The organism is Bacteroidota bacterium (assembly GCA_016711505.1).
GTDB lineage: Bacteria > Bacteroidota > Bacteroidia > AKYH767-A > 2013-40CM-41-45 > JADKIH01.
Genome location: JADJSV010000003.1, coordinates 386,817 through 412,841, shown reverse-complemented (window position 1 = coordinate 412,841; position 26,025 = coordinate 386,817). Strand labels below are relative to the sequence as shown.

The window sequence follows — 26,025 nt, the reverse complement described above, 5'->3', positions numbered from 1 at the left end:
TCATAAAAAAAGGGTTTAAGATGTAGCACACACCTTAAACCCTTTTGATACTTTAAATTTTTTAAATCTAAATCGAAGCCTGACCCAAAAGCACAACCGGATTTTCCAGCAAGCCTTTGAAAGTACGCAGGAATTCTGAACCTGTTGCTCCATCGACTACTCGGTGATCGCAACTCAAGGTTACTTTCATAACATTTCCGACAACGATCTGATTGTTTTTAACAACCGGCTTTTGCTGAATTCCGCCGACGGCAAGAATGCAGGCATCGGGTGGATTAATGATGGCTGTGAATTCATCTATACCAAACATTCCCAGATTAGAAATTGTAAATGTATTTCCCTCCCACTCGGCCGGCTGGAGTTTTTTATCTTTTGCTTTTTGTGCAAGCGTTTTTACTTCTGCATTGATTTCGCGGAGCGTTTTTGAATCAGCAAAACGAACGACAGGTACAAGCAAGCCTTCTTCTACAGCTACGGCTACACCAATATGAACATGATGATTGACACGGATCTTATCGCCCAGCCACGAAGAATTTACTTTCGGATGCTGACTTAATGCCGCTGCTGCAGCTTTCACAACGAAATCATTGAAGGAAACTTTTGATCCGGTTACAGCATTGATGCTTTCTCTTGCAGATATAGTATTATCCATGTCAATCTCTATCGTCAGATAAAAATGCGGCGCGGTAAATTTACTTTCTGCCAGACGTTTTGCAATCGTCTTACGCATTTGTGAAACTGCAACTTCATCGAAACTTTCTTCTGTCACAGCATTTGAAAAAGCATTTGCGCTTTGAACAGCCATTCCGGGTTTGAACCAATCGATATCGCGTTTCACGATACGACCTGAATCTCCTGAGCCCATTACTTTAGAAAGATCAACACCTTTTTCATTTGCTAGTCGACGAGCAAGTGGTGAGGCTTTCATTCTATCGTCAGTACTTCCATTAACCGTTGCCGCTGGTTTAGGTGCAGGAGCTGGTGTAGATTTAGCAACAGGAGCTGCTTCTTGTTTTGCAGCGGGTGCCGGAGCAGTTTTCGCTTCTGCTTTCGGCGCTGCTTTTTCTTCTGACTTTGCAGGCGCTTCCGTTTTCGGTGTTGCCTCTTCAGCAGGTGCTGCGCTCTTTGAAGTTTCAGTTGCGAGCAAGTCCTTATAATCTTCACCGGCTTTTCCTAAAATAGCCAGGATACCGTCTACCGGTGCAGCCTTTCCTTCTTCGACTCCACGATACAACAAAACACCTTCCTGATATGATTCGAATTCCATCGTTGCCTTATCGGTTTCGATCTCAGCAACCAACTCCCCTGATTTCACAGGATCACCAACATTTTTATGCCACTTCGCTACAACTCCTTCAGTCATAGTATCACTCATTTTCGGCATGCGGACTATTTCGGCCATCTTTATATTAGTTAGAAATTACTTTTAAATTTAATTCAAGAATTTTACTACGTTCTATTAACAATTTGTTGAAGGTTGCAGGTTTTCAGGTTCCAGGTTCTATGTTTAAAACCAACCTGAAACCTGCAAACCTGAAACCTTTAACAATTTCAATTAATCCATAATATACGGATAATCCTTCTGCACATACACATCAATGTATAATTCAGATGGATCCGGGTATGGAGATTCTTCGGAGAATTTTACGCAATCTTCTACTTCATCACGAACTTTGTTATTGATGATCTCAATCTCTGCTGATGTTGCATATTTATTATCCTGAATTGTTTTTAAAACAATTTCAACCGGATCTTTTGCTTTGTATGATTCTACTTCTTCTTTCGTACGATACTTTGCAGGATCACTCATTGAATGCCCTTTGTAACGATACGTATTCATCTCTAACAATGTTGGACCATCACCTTTACGTGCACGTTCAACAGCTTTTTCCATGGCATCATGAACAGCTTCCACTTCCATTCCATCAACCGGTTCAGAAGGGATGTCGTATGCCAATCCTAATTTATAAAGCTCAGTTACATTGCTGGAACGTCCAACAGAAGTACCCATAGCATAATTGTTATTTTCAATCACAAAGATCACCGGAAGTTTCCATGTCATTGCCATGTTGAATGCTTCATGAAAAGGCACCTTGACGAACAGCGCCATCGCCCATGTAACATACAGTCACATTTTTATTGCCGTTGAACTTATCAGCAAATGCAATTCCGGCACCCAGAGGAATTTGTCCGCCGACAATACCATGTCCTCCGAAAAACTTCGCTTTCGCATCAAACATATGCATTGATCCGCCTTTGCCTTTAGAACAACCGGTTGCTTTACCATAAAGTTCGGCCATCACTGCGCGTGCAGAAACTCCTTTAGCCAAAGCATGTGCATGATCTCTGTAAGCAGTGATCATATTATCTTCCGGTTTCAGAACCGACATTGCACCGGCAACGACAGCTTCCTGTCCTATATATAAGTGACAAAATCCTTTTATTTTTTGCATTCCATAAAGTTGTCCGGCGCGCTCTTCAAATTTGCGCATCAGCAACATGCTTTCATACCACTGGAGATAATGTTCTTTCTTGAATTTACTTTTGGCCATATTCGATTTTATTCAAAGGCAAAGATATATTTTCCTTTCTATGTTTTTGGTAAAATTGAAGGTTCGGCGGCTGTAAACAAAGGCATTCACAAGATTGAATTAAATCATTTTGACAATTGGCAATTTTTCAAGCCAATCACGCAATATATTGTTGATTTTTAACAACTTAAAATGATTGATTCCGAATCATGCAAATTTACAGCAAATCATGTTCGACCCCTCCGGGGTCGTTGTGGTGCTTGACTATCATTTCTACAAATATGCGACCCTTTCAGGGTCGAGCTGTACAACCATTTTTAACTTATTATGCGAACCCTTCAGGGTCGAACTACACAACCATTTTTATGTGAACACTTCTGGGTCGAACTACACAACATTATGCGTACCCTTCAGGGTCGAGCTGTACAACCATTTTTACTTATTATGCGAACCCTTCAAGGTCGAGCTGTACAACCATTTTGAACTTATTATGCGAACCCTTCAGGGTCGAACTACACAACCATTTTTAACTTATTATGCGAACCCTTCAGGGTCTAGCAGCACAACAATTTTTCAGTCATAAAAACTAATTCTAAATAGAGTCAGAAACACTAATGATAAAATTTGAAAGTTGCCGCTTCAATAAATTTGCAAAATTCCCGAGCATGAAAGGGTCACATTTTTGTAGATATAACATCCTTGGGTATAATTTCTGCAAAGATGCGATCGCTTCCGTATCGGACCGATTGACCATTTTTCCAACATGATAAACTTATTCCTAATAGAGTCTGAAACATTAATGATTCAATTTGAATGTTGCCGCTTCAATAAATTTGCAAAATTCCCGAGCATGAAAGGGTCACATTTTTGTAGATAAAACATCCTTGGGTATCATTTCTGCAAAGATGCGATCGCTTCAGTATCGCACCGATTGACCATTTTCCCAACATGATAAACTTATTCCTAATAGAGTCTGAAACATTAATGATTCAATTTGAATGTTGCCGCTTCAATAAATTTGCAAAATTCCCGAGCATGAAAAGGTCACATTTTTGTAGATATAACATCCTTGGGTATCATTTCTGCAAAGATGCGATCGCTTCAGTATCGCACCGATTGACCATTTTTCCATCATGACAAACTAATTCCTAATAGAGTCTGAAACATTAATGATTCCATTTGAATGTTACCGCTTCAATAAATTTGCAAAATGCCCGGGCATGAAAGGGTCGCATATTTGTAGATATTAGATAACACCACACCGACCCCGGAGGGGTCGCATATTGGTAGGAATTAGATACAAACACACCGAACCGACCCCGGAGGGGTCGAACATGAATTAGTAAAGGTTTTCAATTAAAAATCAAATTATTAAAGTTTTCAAATTAAAACGTGATCTGATTATCATATTTCTGCCTTGAAATTGAATTGTTTAAAATCTATCTTCTATTGGTATAATTACGTGATATTCAATTCAATAATTTGCTTAATTCCCTGTGGGTTTAATACAGCAGACAAGACCTGCATCATCTCCCCTCATCTAATAAAATCCTCTATATTCGCATTCACAAAATTAGTCCATGAAAAAGATACAAATGGTTGACCTTGTGGGTCAGTATGAAAAGATACAGGCAGAAGTTGATAATGCAGTCTTGAGCACAATCCGCTCTTGTATGTTCATCAATGGTCCGGAGGTAAAATCGTTTCAATCTGAACTGGAAGCTTACCTGAATATAAAGCATGTGATTCCATGTGCCAATGGAACCGATGCACTTCAGATCGCAATGATGGCTTTGAATCTTGAGCCCGGCGATGAAGTGATCACGGCAAATTTCACTTATGTGGCCACGGCTGAAGTGATCGCATTACTGAAATTGAAACCGGTATTGGTAGATGTTCTTCCGGGAACTTTTCTGATCGATCCCAAAGCAATTGAAGCTGCAATAACTCCGAAAACAAAAGTCATCGTTCCGGTACATTTGTTTGGACAGGTTGCTGATATGGATGCCATCATGGACATTGCAAAAAAACATAACCTGTATGTGATCGAAGATAACGCTCAGGCAATTGGTGCAGATTATCATTCCAAGTCAGGAAAAACTCAGAAGGCAGGTACGATCGGACATATAGCAGCAACATCATTTTTCCCTTCGAAAAATCTTGGTTGTTATGGAGATGGTGGCGCTATTTTTACAAATGATGATGCCATTGCAAAGAAAATCAGAATGATTGCAAACCATGGTCAATCAGTATTATATTATCATGATGAAATTGGTGTAAACTCCAGACTTGACAGTATTCAAGCGGCAGTGTTGAGAATAAAACTTCGTCACCTCGATGAGTATGCAGCAGCACGCAGAAATGTTGCTGATTATTATGACAAAGCTTTTGCCAATCATAAAAATATTGTAACACCTGAGCGAACAAAATTATCGAATCACGTCTTTCATCAATACACACTTATATTGAAAGATGCAAGTCGTGATAAATTGCGCGAGTATCTTGCATCAAAAGAAATTCCGGCAATGATCTATTATCCGGTTCCACTTCATTTACAAAAAGCTTATCGTGATCCGCGATATAAAGAAGGTGATTTTCCTGTGACTGAAAAATTATGCGCAAGCGTCATTGCATTACCAATTCACACAGAAATGAATGAAGAAACACTTTCATACATTACAAAGAATGTATTGGAGTTTTTCAATATTTAATAAAGACCATCACACCATTTTTTATATTTAAACCTTAAAATAGTTTTATGAAAATAGCAGTTGTAGGTACAGGATACGTTGGATTAGTAACAGGAACTTGTTTTGCTGAAACAGGAAATCAGGTAACCTGTATTGATATTGACAAAGCTAAAGTGGAACGAATGCAGAGAGGTGAAATTCCGATTTACGAACCACATCTTGATCTGTTGTTTGAGAGAAATATTGAACAAGGTCGCCTGCATTTTACCACCGACCTGAAAAAAGGAATTGAAGATGCAAAAATTATTTTCCTTGCTTTGCCTACTCCGCCCGGTGAAAATGGATCTGCAGACTTGAAATATATTTTACAAGTGGCCGAACAACTAGGGCATCTGCTAACGAAATATACCATTGTCATCAACAAAAGCACAGTTCCTGTTGGAACCGCCGAAAAAGTAAGAGAAACGATCTCAAAAAACTGCACGACTGAATTCGATGTAGTCTCAAATCCTGAATTTTTAAGAGAAGGTTTTGCAGTAGATGATTTTATGAAGCCAGATCGTGTAGTGATCGGAACCCAATCTGATCGTGCAAAAAAAATGATGACAGAATTGTACGGGCCTTTCGTTCGTCAGGGAAATCCGGTTTATTTCATGGACGAAAGATCAGCTGAATTAACAAAATATGCAGCCAATGCTTTCCTTGCTACGAAGATCACATTCATGAATGAGATCGCTAACCTTTGTGAACGTGTCGGAGCAAATGTTGATTCTGTAAGAATTGGAATTGGTACCGATGAAAGAATAGGAAAAAGATTTCTGTTTGCAGGAATTGGTTATGGCGGAAGTTGTTTTCCAAAAGATGTGATGGCGCTACACCATACTGCTGAAGAACATAATTATCAGTTCTCAATTCTGAAATCAGTGATGTCAGTTAATGAGAAACAAAAGATATCTATAATTAAAAAGATCACCGATCATTTTAACGGTGACCTGAAAGGTAAAAAAGTAGCACTCTGGGGTCTGGCTTTCAAACCTGACACAGATGATATTCGTGAAGCACCTTCTCTTTATATCATAGAGGAATTGCTCAAACTGGGAGCGCAAGTTATTGCTTATGATCCTGAAGCAATGAAAAATGTAAAAGCGATTCTTGGCGATAAGATTTCTTATGGAAAAGATCCTTATGAAATTCTTTCCGGAGCTGATATGCTCTTGATTGCTACAGAGTGGTCTGTTTTCAGAACTCCTGAATTTGAAAAAATTGAAAAATCACTTCGCAACAAACTTATATTCGACGGAAGAAATCTCTATGACCTTCAGCAGATGAAAGATTTAGGATTTACTTATTATAGTGTTGGAAGAAATAAAATAAACTGATCGATTGCAATGAAAAATAAAAAAGTCCTGATCACAGGAGCTGCCGGATTTTTAGGCTCACACTTATGTGACCGCTTTATCAAAGAAGGCTATGATGTAATTGGAATGGACAATCTCATTACCGGTGATCTGAAAAATATTGAACATCTTTTTAAGTTAAAAGAATTTGAATTTTTCAATCACGACGTTTCCAAGTATGTACATGTTCCGGGTGAACTGGATTATATTTTACATTTCGCTTCACCTGCAAGTCCGATCGATTATTTAAAAATTCCGATTCAGACTTTAAAGGTAAGTTCACTTGGAACGCACAACTTACTAGGATTAGCAAAAGCCAAAGGTGCGAGAATACTTGTAGCATCAACATCAGAAGTGTATGGTGACCCATTGGTTCATCCTCAAAAGGAAGACTACTGGGGCAATGTGAATCCTATTGGTCCGCGCGGAGTTTATGATGAGGCGAAGCGTTTTCAGGAAGCAATTACGATGGCTTATCATACTTACCATAATCTCGAAACACGGATTGTAAGAATATTCAATACCTATGGGCCGAGAATGCGTTTGAATGATGGACGTGTGTTACCTGCATTTATCGGGCAAGCATTACGTGGTGAAGATCTGACTGTGTTCGGAGATGGAAGTCAGACACGTTCTTTTTGCTATGTTGATGATCTGATAGAGGGAATTTATCGTTTGCTTCACAGTGATTATCAGTATCCGGTAAACATTGGGAATCCGGACGAGATCACTATTATGGATTTTGCTCAGGAGATCATCAAACTCACAGGTACAAATCAGAAGATCATTTCGAAGCCATTGCCACAGGATGATCCTAAGCAGCGTCAGCCGGATATTACTCTGGCTAGATCTGTATTAGGCTGGGAACCAAAGGTTCACCGTGCTGAAGGTTTGCGCCGGACTTATGAATATTTCAAAGGATTATCGAAAGAAGAGCTGTACAATTCAGCCCATCGTTTTTCATGATTTTCTCCTGAATAATCGGGTAGACATTCGTATATTCGTGCAAAATCGTATTCTTTAACATCTATGGAAAATAGCTATTTTGTACATCCTTCAGCAATAATTGATGAAGGTGCAAAAATCGGAGATGGTTCGAAGATCTGGCATTTCAGTCATATAATGAGTAATTGTCAGATCGGCGAAAACTGTAACATCGGACAAAACGTTGTCATCTCACCTGAAGTTGTTCTAGGCAAAAATGTAAAAGTGCAGAACAACGTTTCAATTTTTACAGGTGTTGTTTGTGAAGATGATGTTTTTCTTGGACCAAGTATGGTCTTTACAAATGTCAATAATCCACGTTCAGCAATCGTCAGAAGAAATCAATATCTGAAAACGAATGTCGGCAAAGGTGCAACCATCGGAGCAAACGCTACCGTTGTCTGCGGACATAACATCGGAGAGTATGCATTCATTGGTGCCGGTGCTGTGGTTACAAAAGATATTCCTCCTTATGCATTAGTAGTAGGCAACCCGGCCAAACAAACCGGATGGATGAGCGAATACGGACACAAACTAAAATTCGATGCAAATGGAATTGCTGTTTGTCCGGAAAGTAAACAAGAATATAAGCTTACAGGAAATAAAGTTCGCCGGGTAAAATAATTTATGAGTTCAGAAAAGAAAATACGATTTGGAATAATTGGTGCAGGACACATTGGTAAGCGCCATGCTGAAATGATCCGACGAAACCCGGAAGTTGAACTTGTTGCCATGTGCGACATCAAACCAATGGAAACTCTGGGATTGATAGATCTTGATGTTCCTTTTTTCAATTCTGTTGATGCAATGCTGGATTCAGGAATTGACTTCGATGTGATCAGTATTTGTACACCGAACGGACTTCACGCCGAACATACATTAAAAGCACTTGATCGTAAAAAACATGTAGTCATAGAAAAACCTATGGCATTGAACGTAGCTGATTGCGAAAAAATTATTTTCAAAGGGCTACAGGTTTCAAAACATATTTTCTGTGTAATGCAGAATCGATATTCTCCACCCTCACTTTGGATAAAAGAAGTGATCGAAAGTCAGGTGATCGGAGAAATATTTTTAGTACAACTGAATTGCTATTGGAATCGTGATGAACGATATTACAATGGCAAAAACTGGAAAGGTTCTGCTGATCTTGATGGAGGAACATTGTTTACTCAGTTCTCGCATTTCATAGATATCATGTACTGGCTTTTTGGAGACATTACAAATATCAATGCAAAATTCAGCGACTTCACACATAAAAAAACTACTGCCTTCGAAGATTCCGGAATGGTGAATTTTAATTTCATCAACGGCGGATTAGGTTGCATCAACTACTCTACTGCTGTCTGGGATGCAAATCTGGAAAGCAGCATAACTATCATCGGAGAAAAAGGAAGTGTAAAGATCGGTGGTCAGTATATGAATGAAGTTGAATATTGTCATATAGAAAATTACACTATGCCTAAACTCGCTCCGGTTAACCCTGCGAATGATTACGGCAATTATAAAGGCTCTGCAGCAAATCATCATTACATCATAGAAAATGTAGTGAATACTTTGAAAGGCAGAACTACAGTTACAACAAATGCTCTGGAAGGATTGAAAGTGGTCGATATCATTGAACGCATCTATTCTCTTCGTCCGGCATCGTTACTTAAATCGAATTAACATCCATTTTTTTCCATGCATCAGGAATTATTACAAAAAAAGAAAAAACTTGCTGTCCTAGGCTTAGGCTATGTAGGATTACCAATTGCACTTGAATTTGCAAGTAAAATAGAAGTGATCGGTTTCGATATTAACGAAGAACGATTAGATAAAATGCGTAAAGGCATTGATCCAAGCGGTGAATTGTCTGCTGAGCAATTCAAGAACAAATCTATTGAATTCACATCTTCTCTTGATAAATTAAAAGAAGCTTCATTTTTCATAGTAACAGTTCCAACCCCAATCGACGAACACAATCTGCCGGATTTAAAACCACTGTTGAGTGCAACTAAATCGATCGGCAAAGTTTTGAAGAAAGGCGATTACGTTGTTTATGAATCAACAGTATATCCCGGATGTACTGAAGAAGATTGTTTACCAATTCTTGAAGAGCTTTCAGGATTGAAATGTAAGACTGATTTTAAGATCGGCTATTCTCCTGAAAGAATTAATCCGGGTGATACAGAACATACCATTACAAAAATTCTTAAAGTAGTTTCAGGATGTGATGAAGAAGCATTGAATGAAATTTCAGAAACATATCAGATCATTGTTAAAGCAGGCGTACACCGTGCTTCATCGATCCGTGTTGCAGAAGCAGCAAAGATCATTGAAAACACTCAGCGTGATGTGAACATTGCCTTGATGAATGAATTAAGTATCATTTTCAATAAAATGGGAATTAATACTTATGATGTTCTTGAAGCTGCCGGAACAAAATGGAACTTCATCCGCTTCCAGCCGGGTCTGGTAGGTGGACATTGCATAGGAGTTGATCCGTATTATCTTACTTACAAAGCACAGGAACTTGGATATCATGCACAGGTGATCAACAGTGGTCGTTATGTGAATGACAGTATGGGATTTTATGTTGCCAAGCAAACTGTAAAGAAAATAATTGCACTTGGAAAAGATGTTTCCAAGTCAAAGGTACTTGTACTCGGTGCTACATTTAAAGAGAATGTTGAAGACATCCGGAATTCAAAAGTTGCTGATGTAGTCAAAGAACTTATTTCTTATGGTGTAACGGTTGAAGTGAGTGATCCGCGTGCCAACAGCTCAGAGCTTAAACTCGAATACGGATTTGAACTAACGAAAAATATCGGCAACGATTATGATGCCGTTATTATAGCGGTCAATCATTCTGAATACAAAAATTTCGACGAAACCTGGTTCTCAAAAGTTCTTGGCAAAGACGGATTGATCATTGATATAAAAGGGATTTATAAAGGAAAATTTTCAAAGACTCATTACTGGAGTTTATAAAATGAAAATACTTGTTACCGGTGGTACCGGCTATATCGGATCTCATACCGTTGTTGAACTGATCAGCAAAGGTTATACTCCCGTTATTGCTGACAATTTCAGTAACAGCCGAAAAGATGTTCTGGCGGCAATTGAAAAGATCACAGGGCAAAAATTAATATTTGTTGAAGTTGATATTTGCAATAAAGAAAGTGTACTGAAGATCTTCAAAGAGCATTCAATTGCTGCTACAATTCATTTTGCTGCATTCAAAGCAGTAGGAGAATCAGTAGAGCAACCTTTAAAGTATTACAGGAATAATCTCGTTTCGCTGATAAATTTACTGGAAGTATATAATGAATTGAAACTTGATAATTTTGTTTCTCTTCTTCATGTTCCGTTTATGGACAAACGCAAGAGTTACCGGTTTCAGAAACTACTCCCTTATCAAAGGCAGAATCTCCCTATGGGAATACGAAACAGATCGGCGAAGAGATCATGGCAGAAACTCTCAGGTTTGCAGAATTCAATGGCATTGCATTGAGATATTTCAATCCTGCAGGCGCACATGAATCAGCGCTGATTGGTGAATATCCATGGCAGCCGCCTAGTAATCTCGTTCCTGTAATCACACAAACAGCAATAGGTAAGCGTGAATCCACAACAGTATTCGGAAGCGACTACAATACAAAAGATGGAACTTGTGTAAGAGATTATATACATGTAGTTGACATTGCTAAAGCACATATTTCAGCAATAGAGTTACTCATAAAGAAAAAGAATTCTTCGAAGTTTGAAATTTACAATCTTGGATCAGGGAATGGCAATACTGTTCTGGAAGTAATCCAAACGTTTGAAAGAGTTACCGGACAAAAGTTAAATTATAAACTTGGTGACCGTCGTGCGGGTGATGTAGAGAAAGTTTATGCCGACACTACAAAGGCAGGCAAAGAATTAAACTGGAGAACAGAATTGAGTCTGGAAGATATTGTAAGATCGGCCTGGGCCTGGGAAAAACATATCAATGAATAAAATTTATAAAAAAACTATTTTGATTACAGGCGGAGCCGGATTTATCGGTTCGCATGTTGTTCGGTTATTTGTCAATAAATATCCTGATTACAGAATTGTAAACCTTGACAAACTGACGTACGCCGGGAATCTTGCCAATCTTGTTGATGTTAGCTCGAAGCCAAATTATACTTTCATAAAAGGTGATATTGTTGATGCTGAATTGATCAATAAACTTTTCACTGAAGAAAAGATCGATGCTGTAATTCACCTTGCCGCTGAATCGCACGTCGACAGAAGTATCTCCAATCCGATCGAATTTGTAATGACTAATGTAGTCGGCACAGTTAATTTACTGAATGCAGCAAGAAAATCGTGGAGTGATTTCAGTTCCGGAAAAAATCTGTTCTATCATGTTTCTACTGATGAAGTTTACGGAACATTAGGAGAAACAGGTTTGTTCACTGAAAAAACATCATACGACCCGCATAGCCCCTACTCCGCTTCCAAAGCAAGTTCAGATCACTTTGTGAGAGCCTATTATGACACTTACAAATTGCCTGTTGTTATTTCGAACTGCTCCAACAATTACGGGTCATTTCACTTTCCGGAAAAATTAATTCCACTTTCAATAAATAATATTAAGAACATGAAGCCGATTCCTATATATGGAAAAGGTGAAAATATCCGCGACTGGCTTTTTGTAGAAGATCATGCTTCTGCAATTGACACAATTTTTCACAAATCAAAAACCGGAGAAACATATAATGTTGGCGGCAATAACGAATGGAAAAATATTGACCTGATCAAGTTATTGTGTACGATCATGGACAAGAAATTGAACAGAAGTCCGGGTACCAGCGCTTCTCTGATTACCTTCGTTAAGGATCGTGCCGGACATGATATGAGATATGCAATTGATTCTTCGAAATTACAAAAGGAATTAGGATGGAGTCCATCATTAAAGTTTGAAGAAGGACTCGAGAAAACGGTTGAATGGTATCTTACGAATGAAGAATGGCTGAAAAATGTAACTTCAGGAGATTACTTAAATTTTTATGAGCAACAATATGTTGCCCGATAACAGTATTACAAAACGAAAAATGGCAAATAAATTTCATTCAGAAGATCTTAGCAAATTTTCTTTTCTCATCACAGGCGGATCCGGATTTATCGGATCTAATCTTGTAGAATATCTGATTGAAAATAATGCAGGAAAAGTTCGTGTACTCGACAATTTGCTTACGAGTTCGCGTATCAATATTGAAAAATTTATTGGCTTACCGAATTTTGAATTTATCGAAGGCGACATTCGTGATCTAACTACGTGCCATCAGGCATGTGAAGGCATCCATTTCGTTTCCCATCAGGCAGCTTTAGGATCTGTACCGCGCTCAGTGAAAGATCCGATTGCCACTCACTCTATCAATGCAACAGGTTTTCTGAATATGCTCGTTGCTGCGCGCGATGCAGGGGTTATGCAATTTGTTTATGCCAGTTCGTCTTCAGTATACGGCGACCATCCTGTACTTCCGAAAATCGAAGCTGAAACCGGAAATCCACTTTCTCCTTATGCAGTAAGCAAAAAAACGAATGAGCTTTATGCAAATGTGTTTGCATCGACTTATAAAATGCGCATCATCGGATTAAGATATTTTAATGTCTTTGGTCCAAACCAAAGTCCTGAAGGTGCATATGCAGCAGTGATTCCATTGTTCATGCAGGCAGTACTTGATCACAAATCGCCATTGATCGATGGTGATGGAGAACAAACGCGCGATTTCACCTACGTTGAAAATGCAGTTCAGGCGAATATGCGGGCTATGCTGACAAAAAATGAAGGCGCTCTGAATCAGGTGTACAATGTCGCAGTAGGCGAACGGATTTCAGTGAATGAACTATTCAGGTTAATAGCCAAATTAACTGATTCAAGCTTAAAACCAACGCATAGAGAAACCCGTCCCGGTGATATTCGGGATTCACTTGCAAACATCAGTAAAGCAAAGGAATTTCTCGGATATGAGCCCACTATCCGCGCAGAAGAAGGATTAAAACGTACCTTTGCATGGTTCCGTACATCCGGAGTTAATACAAAATAGCATGTCAATTTTTAAATCTCTCTTCGGTACAAAGAAAAAAGAAGAAGATTATCCGAAGCTAACCGATCTTTCTGTTTTTCACACAGACATTCACAGTCATCTTATTCCCGGTATAGACGATGGAGTACAATCACTTTCAGAATCTATAGAAATGATTCAGGGCATGGTCGATCTTGGTATCAAAAGGATCGTAACTACTCCGCATATCATGAGCGACTATTACAAGAACACACCGGACATCATCCGACGTGGACTTGATGATGTCAGAAAAGAATTACAGAAACAAAATATCAATATAGAGATCGACGCTGCTGCAGAATATTATCTTGATGAAGGATTTTTACCTAAGCTAAAACAGAAAGATATCATTGCTATCAAAGACAAATATCTTTTATTTGAAATCTCATACATCAATCCACCTGACAATTTACACAGTATCATTTTTGAGATCAATGTAGCTGGTTACATTCCTGTGCTTGCACATCCTGAGCGCTATCCTTTCTGGTATAATAAGTTTGAAGAATTTCAGCGTATCAAAGAAACCGGTGCATTGTTACAATTGAACACTAATTCTCTCACCGGTTACTACGGTGGCGGAGCAAAAGCCATTGGAGAAAAAATGATCGATCTGAATATGATCGATTTCATAGGCAGTGATCTCCACGGACAGCGCCACCTCGACGGATTAAGAAAAGTTGTTTCTGAAAAACACTTACATAAACTTGCAGCTATCGGTGTAAAGAATGCAGGGATATAAGTTGAATAGTGAATGGTGAAAAGTGAAAAGTGAAAAGTGAAAAGTGAAAAGTGAAAAAGGTATCTGCAAATGTTATCCGCTTACACCCCTTCATAGTCATTTACATTCTTTTCGTTAAGCCCAACAGCATCACCTACCCCAAGTCCCGTCAGGGACGCCCCCAAGTCCCGTCAGGGACGCCCTCTACACAGAACCACAACATCGTACCCCAAGTCCCGTCAGGGACGCCCTCTAGGTAACACAGAACCACAACATCGTACCCCAAGTCCCGTCAGGGACGCCCTCTAGGTAACACAGAACCACAACATCGCACCCCAAGTCCCGTCAGGGACGCCCTATCGGTACCACAGAACCACAACGTTGTATCCCAAGTCCCGTCAGGGACGCCCTATCGGTTCCTAGAAGTGCACAAGCCTGACCCGAGATACCACCTCACCCCTGCCAGCACCCTTAACCATTTCAACAAAGTAAAAACCTTTTCCTACACCTGAGAGATCAAAACTGATACTATTTTCCCCTATGTCTATTTTGCCTTTATACATTTTATAAACCAATCTACCGGACACATCAATTAAACTTATCTGAACATCCCTTGCATCAACAGAATTGAAATAGATCGTAGCAATTCCTGATACAGGATTCGGATAAACTTTTATTTGTAGGTCGTTTGTAATTACTGAAGCAACCTCGGTGATGGTTACTGACTTTGTTACTGCAGTACATCCCAGAGAATCAATTACCATTACATAATAATCACCATCCTGAGTTGGTAAAAAATATTGATTTGTCTCGCCGGGAATTGCAACGCCTCCATTATACCACTGATAGGAATATGCCGGAGTGGAAATGATCGTGTCTCCTGAAGTGGTTAAGAAAGGGATACCAGGACCGGGATAAACTGTTATATAATTTGGAAAGACAGTTGAATCACAACCAAAAGAATTACATGCTACAAGAATTACATCATAGGTACCTTGAGAAGTGTATGATATTGCAGAAGGATTCTGCAAGGAAGAAGAAGCAGGTAATGCACCAGGAAAATACCAATTCCAGGAAGTGGGATTATTTAATGACTGATCGAGAAAATCTATTGTACCATCATTGCAAATAGACACACTGTTGCTGGTGATCTGACCATCCGGCAATGCTCCCGGTGAAAAGCAGGTCATTTTAAAGAACACCGGTTGATCTGCAATTCCATTAATCTTCACCGGACCATAAGAGCCGGGAGTAACAGGAAAATCTTGCGAGTGAGTTGTTGAACTAATTAAGATTGTATCATTCACACCACCATTGTCAAGTATAGATACTTTCGGTGAAGGAAAATCATAGAAGCTACCGGAATAATCGGCATCACTTCCACCAACATAAGTTGATCCACCACACCCATAACCTGTTCCGCTTGCATTTAAGTTAACAACAAAAAAATCATATGTACCTGCATTATTTGGCTGCAGGCCACCGGGAGAGGTTGGAAAGAGATCTTGTGATATTCCGGAAATATAAGCTTCACCGACACTATTGATTGCTAAACCTGTTCCAAGATCACCCCAGTCACCGCCAAGAAAAGTTGAATAGACCAATCCTGATCCGGCGCTATTTAATTTTGTGACAAATGCATCGGTCATCAAAGCATGTACCGGTTGCAATGCTCCCGATGTAATTGGAAAAGTCGGAGTGTAAGTAGTTCCTGCAATAAAAACTTCATCCGTAGATTGATCTACAGCAATTGCATTACCTTCTCCTGGTCCAATGAAAGTAGAATAACTTATCGATACAGGCATTGTTGTCGACAATTTTGTAACAAAAACCATTGTTCCATCGATGCCTCCATTGAAGACGTTATTATAAGCTCCCGGAGAAGTCGGATATAACATTGGACTAGAATTATTAAATACAGTCCCGGTAATAAAAACATTTCCATTTGAATTAACCGCAATGCTTTTCCATGACATAAAGAAAACTGTCCTCCTCCTATTCGTGTGGAATAAACCAAACTATTATTTCCGGTTTGATTGATATCAAATTTAGAAACGAAAACATCATTATCACCGGTTGGAAAAGCCTGTGAATTTTTAACAGGAAAATTGCCTGTTGTTGTATATCCTGTAATATAAGCAATCCCGCTTGCACCTAATGCAATTCCATAACCGCATTCACCACCTGTTCCACCTAAAAAAGATGAATATACTAAACCTGTACCGTTGGGATTCAACACGGTTAAGAAAGCATCTGATCCGTTACTGTGAACAGGTTGATATGCATTAGCAGTTGAAGGAAAATTTGTTATGCCTGTTATATTCAGATCCACTATTCCGGTAACAAATGCGCGTCCAAGATCATCCACTTCGATATCGGTTCCGAACTCAGAGGAACTTCCCGGTAAATATGTTCCATATATCAAGGTAGTACCATCACTGGAATATTTAGCAACGAATATTTCCGGATAAACATTTCCCGGTCCTGAGTAGGCGCCGGGAGTAATCGGAAAAGTACCATCGACCATCCCCGTGAGAAAAACATTTCCTGCATTATCCATTTCATTCGCAAAACAGTAATTGATATTATTTCCACTGCCGGGAATATTTGTATAAGATGCCCACACCATTTGAAACAACGGATCAATTATAAGGTCATAGTGAATGTCATAGCCATTTGCAGCAGTAAAACCAAAAGTTGAATCATTCAGTAAAACATACCTGATATCTATAAATTGTTTGTTGCCATTTTTAATTTGCCATGCAACAGGTCTCCTCTGGACCTGCGTATGCCATTGAGTTCTTACTTCCAGCTCACCGGCACTATTAATAGTCAAAGCTTCTACCCCTTCATAAGCTGATTGAATAGAAGCGATCGAACTACCGGGATGCAGAATATAGTCATACTTCAGATCATATTGATGTCCATAAAATTTCAGGTCAATCTGATTGTAAATATTTTTATAATTTATTTCGGAATATTCCTCAGGATGAATCACCCAATCGGAAGGATCATTTCCAAAAAGATACGACAACTTACTTTCAACCAGTCTTTCCCCCGATACATTAATTGTCGCTGCAGCATTTAAGAATTTCAGATTCCAAACATAATAAGTATGAACTTCTGAACCATCAGGATTCTCTATTTCTTCGCCGGCATTACAAAAACTGATTCCATCGTTCAGCAATGAAACACTGGTAGCTGTATAAGATCCTTTATAAATAATTTCAGGAATCCACTGTCCTTGATTTTTGATAAAACTAACCTGAGAATTACTTCCCAAATTGTTGACGATCGGAGATCCGGCTGCTACATGAAGTGTTTCCATGAGCATCACAAATAAAATAATAATTGGTGTAGTTTTTTTCATAACGCAGGTTAAATGTAAGAAGCTTAATATTCCATACCTATGAGCTTATCCCATGTAGGTTAACGATGTAGGTGATTGATTATGAAGGCAATATTCACCTTTTAAATTAATGAATACGCTTAAAGTTGCTGAACGGGAATAATTGGGTTATGAAGAGTGAAAAGAAGTAGAATGAAATGAAATGAAGTGAAATGAAGTGAAATGAAGTGGAATGAAGTGGAATGAAGTGGAATGAAGTGGAATGAAGTGAAATGAAGTGGAATGAAGTGGAATGAAGTGGAATGAAGAAAAAAGAAAAAAGAAAAAAATCGGGTATCTACAAATTGCTTGGTATTAGTTCATAGTTATTAGTTATTCGTTATTCGTTATTCGTTAAAAAGTTTTTTTTTGAAAATTAAAGACCCAGTGGATATTGAATTTATCAATTAGAGAACCATATTTTCCGCCCCATGGCATATCATTCAGAGGTTCTGTGATTTTACCGCCGGGGCTTAGTTTTGCAAAAAGTGAATTAATCTCTTCATCGCTTGTGCAATTCAAACATAGATGAATAGTATTGCCTTCAGATCTTTTTTCCATATTCAGGTCAGAGGCCATTAAGACAATATCTCCGCTTGTAAGCATTGAATGCAAAATTTTGTCTTTCATTTCCGTTGGCATTTGAGCAGCCATTTCGGGCATCTCACTTACGGTTTGTAAAATAAGTTCTCCACCCAGACATTCTTTATAAAAGTTCATTGCTTCCCGGGTATTCTCAAAATTCAGATAAGGATTAAGTTTTGCCATTTGCCTTTCATATTATTTATACAAGAACAAAATTAATCATTGGCAATTAAAATCGAATGGACAGTAACGACAATTTGAGGGGTTAATTACGACAAACAAAATTATCCGTTTTACCAATCATGCGAAACATACACATAGCGTAAATCCAGTTTCGGATTTTTAGCAGGCAATTGCAACGATACTAATTTCTTGTTTGATCTTTTGTCTATAAAAGTTACTATCTGGTAAGTTTCTTTCAATTTCTGCTCCTCCCTCTTTTCAATATCCTTCTTTGCAGCATTAAACTGAGATTGATTTTCAAAGCCAAGCCATGGCTGATCCTGATCATACACAATTTCCTGTACCGGTTTTATTGCCGAATAATTTAACAATATCGCATTGAGAGAATAATAATAATCAAGTAAATCGTAGTGATACATTCCAGCGGTTGAACTGCTATAATAGTGAGACAATACATCTACTGAGTCCCCCATTACATAAAGTTGAAACGGAAGAAATGCACTATCAGCTTTAGACTTTTCCTCTATGAACCCTGTATCGGAATAGGAAAAATATCTTTCTGTAATATTAAAAACACTATCCTTTGCACAATACTTTTCTTCAACAAGCACGACATCATAATTTATACTATCCAGTCTGGCATATAATTTTTTTTCTTCCCTTTGAGCAATCAAACGATTGAAATACTGATTGTAATTTTTGTCTGTCATTTTCAAATGACTCTTCGTTAAAGAATCTACAGTAGAGGATATAGATTGAGCACAGGCAAAATCATAAATCAACAGAAACAATAAACCGAAATACGCTTTTCTCATGAAGTTGGTATATATAAGTCGAAAGTTGCACCCTGATCTACTTTACCATGGGCTTTTATTAATCCGTGGTGATTGTCAACAATCTTTTTCACAATCGCCAATCCGATTCCTGTTCCCTTATATTCTGATCTGCCATGTAAACGCTGAAAGACTTCAAATATTTTCTCACTGTATTGCTGTTCGAACCCAATTCCATTATCAGTCAAACTGATATGACAATATTCTTTTCCACTTATCAATGCAGGTTCATTAAATTTATTTGCAAGGCCAAGTTCACCCATTACAATAATTTTTGATAGACGTTTTGCATCCGAAAATTTAAGCGAATTACTGATCAGGTTATAAAGTAACTGTCTAAACTGAAAGGGAATTACTGAAAGCGTTGGTAAAACGTTTGACTCCAGTACTGCCTTTTTATTATGAAATTCTTCTTTCAGATCTTCTTTAACTTCATTAAATATTTTATTGAGATCTGTGTAGACAAATTTTCTTTCGCTGGAATTTGTGCGTGAGTATGAGAGTAAATCTTCGATTAAAGTCTGCATCCTTCTTGCGGCATTTTGCATCCTTTGAAAACTGTCTTTCCCTTCTGCAGAAAGATTTGCCTCTTCCTTCTCCATGATGCGGGTAGAAAAAGTCTGAATTTTACGTAACGGCTCCTGCAGATCATGACTGGAAATATATGCAAATGACTGAAGTTCCCGGTTGATCTTTTCAAGTTCTGCATTCTTTTCTTCAAGCTGCGTCGTTCTTTCTACGACTAAATTTTCAAGTGAATTAGATAACTCTCTGAATTTTTTTTCACTTTCTTCAAGTTCCCTTTGGTGGTTTTTTAAATCTGTAATATCTCTGATTGTTCCAACTAACTTTTCCGGTTTTCCTTCTGCATCATAAAACACTTTTCCTTTACCTTCCATATAGTGAATTGTTCCATCACTCCAAACCAATCGTGATTCATAAAATAAACTTCCTGTTTTAAAAGCTTCTGCAAAAGCCGCATCTCTGATTTCTCTATCATCAGGATGCAGATGTGATAAAAGCTGTTCGTGTGTCAGTTTTACATCCTGATCGTAACCAAAGACTTTTAAATATCTCTTTGAATATAGAACATCTCTTGTTCTCAAATTAAGTTCCCATGTTCCCAATTCACTTGCATCAAGTACAATATTCAATCTTGCTTCACTTTCTTCAATCTTTCTTCTCGTCAATACTTGCTCAGTGACATCGGACGCAATTACAAGAATTCCGGATATTGTGCCATCAGATTCCCGATAAGCATCATATATAAAATTTACAAACTTTTCCTCAATTTTCCCATTGCGCGGTAGACCAACTGATCTTTCAGTTCCTTCATACTTTACACCAGTGGTAAAAACACCAATAAGAAGTTCATCGAAACCTTGTCCTTTCACCTCAGGCAGTCCGACAAATAAAGGTTTATTCATTACATCATCCGAAGTTTTTCCCCAAAGCTCCAGCATCATGTTATTTGCAATTTCGACAACAAAATCTTTTCCACGCAAAACACACATTGCAACCGGTGCCTGCTTGATATTATTCAAGAACCTGTTCGTACTCTCTTCAAGAGTTTTCAATGCTGTAACTTTCCCTGTCGTTTCAGTACAGGTTACGAATACACCTCTTGGCTTACCCGACTCATCTTTTACCGGACTATAACTGAAAGTCCAGTAGACATCTTCCATCTTTCCATTGCGATAAATCGGGATCAACTGATCTTCACTCCATGTAGCATCACCTGTTGTTAAAACCTTATCGATCAAAGGACGAATAATATGCATGATCTCCTGCCAGTAATCTTCTGCACGGCCACCAAGGATATGCGGGTGCTTTCCATCATTACCCAAACTTGGGCGATAGGCATCGTTATAAAAACAAACTAACTCTTGTCCCCAAAACAGGAACATCGGAAATTTAGAATTTAATATTATGCTGATAGTAGTACGCAGACTTTGCGGCCATCCTGAAGGATCCCCGACAGATGTTTTACTCCAGTCTTTTTGTCTGGTCAGCTTACCCATTTCACCACCACCGGAAAGAAACTGGAATTCAGTAGTTGTTTGCTCCTTCTGCATAATAAAAAATTACGGTTTGAGTATAAAATCTTCTCGCCCAGGTTGCAAATTGTCAATTTTCGCTGAATTAACCAAAGCCTTTTGGATAACTTTTTTAAATTTAGAAAAATCACCCGGTTTCTGAATATAGTATGTTGCACCTTTTTCATAAAGTGTTTGTACATATTCAATGTTAAAAAATGTAGAGAAAATAACTACAATCAGATTTTTCAGATTTTGATTCTGACGAATTTCCTCCAGACATTCCAATCCCGATTTTATTGGAAGATTCAGATCCAGAAATAAGATATCATAGGAAGAAGCGCTAGTGCTGCTTAACAGATCCATCAATTGCACTCCATTTCTGACAACCTTTAGTTTTGCCGAATAAAATAATTCATCAAGGGCAATTTGAAAAAATGTGCTGTCCTCATCATCATCATCTGCTAAGATAAGATTATTGATTATTTTTCTCATTCGAAAATCCAATTAATCTGAACAGGGTAAACTTTCAAAAGAATTGCATAAGAACTTATGCGTATTTAACCCTTCAACCAGAAACAACAACAAATGAGCACATCTTTACTCAAAGTGTGTTTCATAATTTACCCAATATATTAAATTTAATAGAAAGGGTCAAATTATCCCTTTAGGTATATAAATATCAAAAGTTGCACCATGTCCGGGCCTGCTACATGCTGTAACAATTCCATTATGATTATTAACAATCCGTTTTACTATTGCTAATCCAATTCCTGTTCCGGCATATTCATCTTTACCATGGAGTCGTTGAAAGACACCGAAAATTTTATCTTCAAACTCTTTCTTGAAACCGATACCATTATCTGAAATCGAAATTAAATAATATGAGATCCCTTTCATTAGATTCTTTTGTGGAACCGTTTTGGAATTCACGATCTTCGAAGAAATAAGTATTTTTGGAATAGTATCAGGCAAAGTAAATTTCAAAGAATTACTGATCAGATTATACAATAACTGACGAAACTGAAATGCAATAACTTTCAAAGCAGGCAAATTCTTCAAGACAATTTCTGCTTTCTTTTCTTTGATCTGAAGTTTTAGTTCAACCAAAATTTCTTCTGCAACTTTATTCAGGTCACATAATTCAAATTTTCTTTCTGTCGTATTTAAATGCGAAAACGTTAACAAGTTTTTTATAAGTGTTTGCATTCGCATAGCTTCCTTATCGATGATCTTAAAATATTTCAGACCATTCTCCGACATCAGGTTTTTATCAATTTCTATGATCCTTTTTGAATAGGTTTGAATTTTCCGGAGCGGCTCTTGCATATCATGACTGGAAATATAAGTGAATGCTTCAAGTTCCTTGTTGATGGTCAGCAATTCAGCATTCGTTATTGCTAAATTTGAATTTGAGGCCTTTAACTCATTTGTTCTTTGCAAAACAGCAGCTTCCAGTTTTTTTTCTTCCGCTCTATGTTCCAGAATTTCTCTATCATACAATTCCTTTTCTTTTGCTTTGAGAAGTTTTGTTTTCGTCCGTAACTCAGTAATGTCGCGGATCGCAAGCAGAATAAGTGGTTCCCTATTCGTCTTCTGGATGATCCGGTTTGCATTAAGCAACATCACTTTCTCACCTATATTCGGAAAGATATGTGAAACTTCATAATCATGAAAACTGGAATTCTTCGGAATGATCTCTTCCAGTAATTTCCTCAGATGGGGAATATTCCATTGGCGGTTTCCAACATTAAATAACTGAATACCTCGCACTTCATCTTCTTTCACATTAAATTCCTTGTAAAAAGAACTATTAGCCGACTTAACACACAAATTTTTATCAAGTACAATCATTGGCTCATGAATGGTTGCTGTAATCGCTTCTGAATAATTATACGACTCATCTAAAAGGTCATTTCTTGTCTGCAGTTCCTGATTTGTTGTAGTCAACTCTTCATTTGCACTTTCAATCTCTTCCTTCGATGTTTCTAATTCTTCGTTAAGTGTTTGCAACTCTTCATTACTCGAAACTACTTCTTCATTTGCACTCTGTAATTCCTGCATGAAATTTTCCTGTTCGTGAGAAAATGCCAGCGCATCCGCATGTGCCAATGCAAGTTCTTCCTCTAATTTTTTAATTCGTTTATCCTTTATAACCGAAGATGCCTTTTTACCTGAGATTTTACTATCTGTTATTTCAGGTGCTGCAGTTAATGTGAAAACTACAAGTAACAATGGTTCTTCCCATTCTATTGGAACCGGGAGAATTTCTAATTGAAGTAAATTATTTTGATTATTGATCAAAAATTCTATTCCGGATTTTATGACTCTATGCTTTGTTCTGATGACTTTAGAAATAGTATTTCTTAACTCAAATGCTATTTCCGGTTTAGCCATTTTCAGGATATTGAACGTCGCTTTACCGGATGGATTTGCCAGATAAAGTTCCGTCGGCCCTTTAAAATGCTGAATTTCCATGTTGTAATTGATGGTAACATTCGCAGGAATAAATTCTTTTAACAATACTCTATCAATAGACGTTTCAAGATTACTCAATGCTGTGGCAGTTTTCTTCTTGCTCCCATTAAAAGAAACTTTGTGATTTATTGGAAGTTCAAATGTTCCGGATTGATTTCTTGCAAGCCGTGGTGAAAGAGCCGGAAGAGAAGCAACACCAATGTTCTTCTTCCTTACATAGATCTTGAATTTTTTATTGAAAGGAACAAACAAGTTTGTAGACAGATCAATAGATTCTGATTTACCAACCATTAAAAATCCATTCTCGTTTAAAGAATAGTGGAAAGTTCTGACTGCTTTTTTCTGCGCAGGATTATCCAGATAGATAAACAAATTACAACAACTCACAAAATCCAATCTTGAAAAAAGCGGGTCGGAAAGCACATTATGCGGTGCAAAGACACACAGATCCCGAACTGATTTTATTATGCGGTAAGCACCTTCTGATTTTGTAAAAAAACGCTGAATTCTTTTTGGAGAAATAGACTCAAGATCTTTTAAAGTATATAATCCGATTCTGGCTTTAGCAATTGCACGCTCACTCAAATCAGACCCGAATATTTGTATTGGAATATCAGCAGAAATATCGTCCTGAAGTTCCATCAGCATCATAGCAATAGAATACGCTTCTTCTCCAGTAGAACAAGCCGGCACCCAGATCCGCAAAGTTTCACCGTCCTTCTTGTTTTTTATCAGGCGTGGAAGCAATGATGATTTCAAATATTTATAAGTGTCCGTTTCTCTGAAAAAACTTGTAACGTTAATCAATAAGTCCTGATATAAGATCTCAACTTCTTCTGTTTTCTCATTCAACAACTTTACATATTCTGAAATTGTTTTTATTCTGTACAACAGCATTCTTCTTACTATCCGACGCTTGATAGTATTCATCTTATATAAAGTGAAATCTCCACCGGTAGTCTTATGAAGTAAACCAAGAATTTTCTTAAGATCAGGATTATCGTTTTCTATCAGGCTTTCACTTTCAACTTTTATTTTCCTGTTTTTTACAAATGGATGTTTACTTAAATGAATAAGTTCAAGTGCAATTCCTTTTGGCGGCAAAATAAAATCCACTGCTCCGGCAGCAATTGCAGATTGTGGCATGCTCAGAAATTTAGCACTTTCATTTTGCGCAAAGGTCAATCCGCCCTGGTGTTTAATATCCCTCATTCCGGAAGTTCCATCATTTCCATTTCCACTCAATAGTACTCCGATCACTCTGTCATTTTGAGCTTCAGCTAAAGAAGAAAAAAGAACATCAATTGAAACAACAGAACTTGTTTTCGAACGAGGCAACAATTTTATGTGGCCATCGGTAACTTCAATTCCTTTGTTGAATGGTATTACAAATACATTGTTCGGTTCGATGAGATCCATGTTATCGATCTCCTGCACTTTCATAGCAGTAGTCTTTGAGAGTATTTGAACAAGCAAACTTTTATGATCCGGACTTAAATGCTGAACATAAATAAATGCCATCCCTGTATCAACAGGAAGATTCTTGAGTAATTCGGTAATAGCTTCGAGTCCACCGGCAGATGCTCCAATTGCTACAATTGGGAAAGACGCTTTTTTAATAGCTTCCTCTTTAGTCATAGACTTTGAAGAAGTTTTCTTCGCAACTGATTTAATTTGTAAAGCAGATTTTTTCTTCTTAGATTTTTTATCAGTTTTTTTTACTGCAGATGACTTTTCTTCAACGCTTTTCTTTGAAATATTTTTTTTTCCGGATGTTTTTTGTAAAGCGACTTTTTGTAAAGATTTCAATGAGGATGATTTAAACTGTAATGCAAAAATGCTATTATCGTGAAGATAACCTTTCTAACTGAAAAACCCTATAAAAACAAGTTTATTTTTAGCTGGAGCTATTAAAAGGAAAACTTCATGCCAAACAACTCCAAATCGGTAGATTGCAAATGAAAGAGGCAAGAATATGATATATTAACCCGTTGTTCGAAATTCAAAACGTTCGCCCTTCGACTTCTCTCAGGGACCGTTGGGTTTTGGGCAGATATGTGTGAATTTTTTGCGAAGAAAATTCCCTTAAAATTGAAGTTAAATTTTCTTCGCAAAAAATTCA

The 26,025-nt window shown here is 37.8% G+C and carries 17 protein-coding genes and 2 pseudogenes; 10 read left to right on the top strand and 9 right to left on the bottom strand.

The window, feature by feature from the left end; translation table 11 throughout:
* Nucleotides 1–67: 67 nt before the first annotated feature.
* Both IPL24_07695 and pdhA read right to left on the bottom strand, forming a co-directional pair.
* Nucleotides 68–1,402: a pyruvate dehydrogenase complex dihydrolipoamide acetyltransferase gene (locus IPL24_07695; GenBank protein ID MBK8363564.1), complete on the bottom strand. Its 1,335-nt coding sequence runs from the start codon at nucleotides 1,400–1,402 to the stop codon at nucleotides 68–70.
* A 153-nt stretch (nucleotides 1,403–1,555) separates the two neighbouring features.
* A pseudogene (gene pdhA, locus IPL24_07690) lies at nucleotides 1,556–2,552 on the bottom strand (pyruvate dehydrogenase (acetyl-transferring) E1 component subunit alpha).
* 1,559 nt (nucleotides 2,553–4,111) lie between these two features.
* Between pdhA and IPL24_07685 the strand changes: the two are divergent.
* The 10 genes and pseudogenes from IPL24_07685 to IPL24_07640 all read left to right on the top strand — a co-directional run bounded on the left by IPL24_07685 (nucleotide 4,112) and on the right by IPL24_07640 (nucleotide 14,421).
* Complete coding sequence (locus IPL24_07685; protein MBK8363563.1) at nucleotides 4,112–5,242, top strand: DegT/DnrJ/EryC1/StrS family aminotransferase; 1,131 nt, start codon at nucleotides 4,112–4,114, stop codon at nucleotides 5,240–5,242.
* Between the two features lie 47 nt (nucleotides 5,243–5,289).
* Entirely contained in the window at nucleotides 5,290–6,600 is a 1,311-nt protein-coding gene (locus IPL24_07680) for a UDP-glucose/GDP-mannose dehydrogenase family protein (protein MBK8363562.1), read from the top strand.
* A gap of 9 nt (nucleotides 6,601–6,609) precedes the next feature.
* Nucleotides 6,610–7,584 carry an SDR family oxidoreductase gene (locus IPL24_07675; GenBank protein MBK8363561.1) on the top strand — a complete coding sequence of 325 codons (975 nt, stop codon included), beginning with the start codon at nucleotides 6,610–6,612 and terminating at the stop codon, nucleotides 7,582–7,584.
* Between the two features lie 63 nt (nucleotides 7,585–7,647).
* Nucleotides 7,648–8,226 carry an N-acetyltransferase gene (locus IPL24_07670; protein ID MBK8363560.1) on the top strand — a complete coding sequence of 193 codons (579 nt, stop codon included), beginning with the start codon at nucleotides 7,648–7,650 and terminating at the stop codon, nucleotides 8,224–8,226.
* A 3-nt stretch (nucleotides 8,227–8,229) separates the two neighbouring features.
* The gene (locus IPL24_07665; GenBank protein ID MBK8363559.1) at nucleotides 8,230–9,270 is read left to right on the top strand and encodes a Gfo/Idh/MocA family oxidoreductase; all 1,041 of its coding nucleotides are present in this window, start codon (nucleotides 8,230–8,232) and stop codon (nucleotides 9,268–9,270) included.
* Nucleotides 9,271–9,285: 15 nt separating this feature from the next.
* Nucleotides 9,286–10,575 carry a nucleotide sugar dehydrogenase gene (locus IPL24_07660; GenBank protein ID MBK8363558.1) on the top strand — a complete coding sequence of 430 codons (1,290 nt, stop codon included), beginning with the start codon at nucleotides 9,286–9,288 and terminating at the stop codon, nucleotides 10,573–10,575.
* Between the two features lies 1 nt (nucleotide 10,576).
* A pseudogene (galE, locus tag IPL24_07655) lies at nucleotides 10,577–11,586 on the top strand (UDP-glucose 4-epimerase GalE).
* Nucleotides 11,579–12,649, top strand: a complete 1,071-nt coding sequence (gene rfbB / locus IPL24_07650) for a dTDP-glucose 4,6-dehydratase (GenBank protein MBK8363557.1) — start codon at nucleotides 11,579–11,581, stop codon at nucleotides 12,647–12,649. The pseudogene galE and the gene rfbB overlap by 8 nt, the downstream one beginning before the upstream one ends.
* A gap of 19 nt (nucleotides 12,650–12,668) precedes the next feature.
* A complete protein-coding gene (locus IPL24_07645) occupies nucleotides 12,669–13,664 on the top strand; it encodes an SDR family oxidoreductase (GenBank protein ID MBK8363556.1) in 996 nt (331 codons plus the stop codon).
* Nucleotide 13,665: 1 nt separating this feature from the next.
* The gene (locus tag IPL24_07640) at nucleotides 13,666–14,421 is read left to right on the top strand and encodes a capsular biosynthesis protein (protein MBK8363555.1); all 756 of its coding nucleotides are present in this window, start codon (nucleotides 13,666–13,668) and stop codon (nucleotides 14,419–14,421) included.
* A 398-nt stretch (nucleotides 14,422–14,819) separates the two neighbouring features.
* Here IPL24_07640 and IPL24_07635 read toward each other — a convergent pair whose 3' ends face one another.
* The 7 genes from IPL24_07635 to IPL24_07605 all read right to left on the bottom strand — a co-directional run bounded on the left by IPL24_07635 (nucleotide 14,820) and on the right by IPL24_07605 (nucleotide 25,712).
* Nucleotides 14,820–16,298 (bottom strand): T9SS type A sorting domain-containing protein, encoded by a 1,479-nt coding sequence (locus IPL24_07635; protein MBK8363554.1) that lies wholly within the window; start codon nucleotides 16,296–16,298, stop codon nucleotides 14,820–14,822.
* Nucleotides 16,190–17,770 (bottom strand): hypothetical protein, encoded by a 1,581-nt coding sequence (locus IPL24_07630; GenBank protein MBK8363553.1) that lies wholly within the window; start codon nucleotides 17,768–17,770, stop codon nucleotides 16,190–16,192. Before IPL24_07630 ends, IPL24_07635 begins: the two co-directional genes overlap by 109 nt.
* A 372-nt stretch (nucleotides 17,771–18,142) precedes the next feature.
* Nucleotides 18,143–18,556, bottom strand: coding sequence for a VOC family protein (locus tag IPL24_07625; protein MBK8363552.1), 414 nt, complete (start codon nucleotides 18,554–18,556; stop codon nucleotides 18,143–18,145).
* A gap of 110 nt (nucleotides 18,557–18,666) precedes the next feature.
* Nucleotides 18,667–19,266 (bottom strand): hypothetical protein, encoded by a 600-nt coding sequence (locus tag IPL24_07620; protein MBK8363551.1) that lies wholly within the window; start codon nucleotides 19,264–19,266, stop codon nucleotides 18,667–18,669.
* 101 nt (nucleotides 19,267–19,367) lie between these two features.
* Nucleotides 19,368–21,464 carry a PAS domain-containing protein gene (locus IPL24_07615; GenBank protein ID MBK8363550.1) on the bottom strand — a complete coding sequence of 699 codons (2,097 nt, stop codon included), beginning with the start codon at nucleotides 21,462–21,464 and terminating at the stop codon, nucleotides 19,368–19,370.
* 9 nt (nucleotides 21,465–21,473) lie between these two features.
* Nucleotides 21,474–21,920 carry a response regulator gene (locus IPL24_07610; protein MBK8363549.1) on the bottom strand — a complete coding sequence of 149 codons (447 nt, stop codon included), beginning with the start codon at nucleotides 21,918–21,920 and terminating at the stop codon, nucleotides 21,474–21,476.
* A 159-nt stretch (nucleotides 21,921–22,079) separates the two neighbouring features.
* On the bottom strand, nucleotides 22,080–25,712 hold the full coding sequence (locus IPL24_07605; GenBank protein ID MBK8363548.1) for a hypothetical protein: 3,633 nt from the start codon (nucleotides 25,710–25,712) through the stop codon (nucleotides 22,080–22,082).
* Nucleotides 25,713–26,025: the final 313 nt, after the last annotated feature.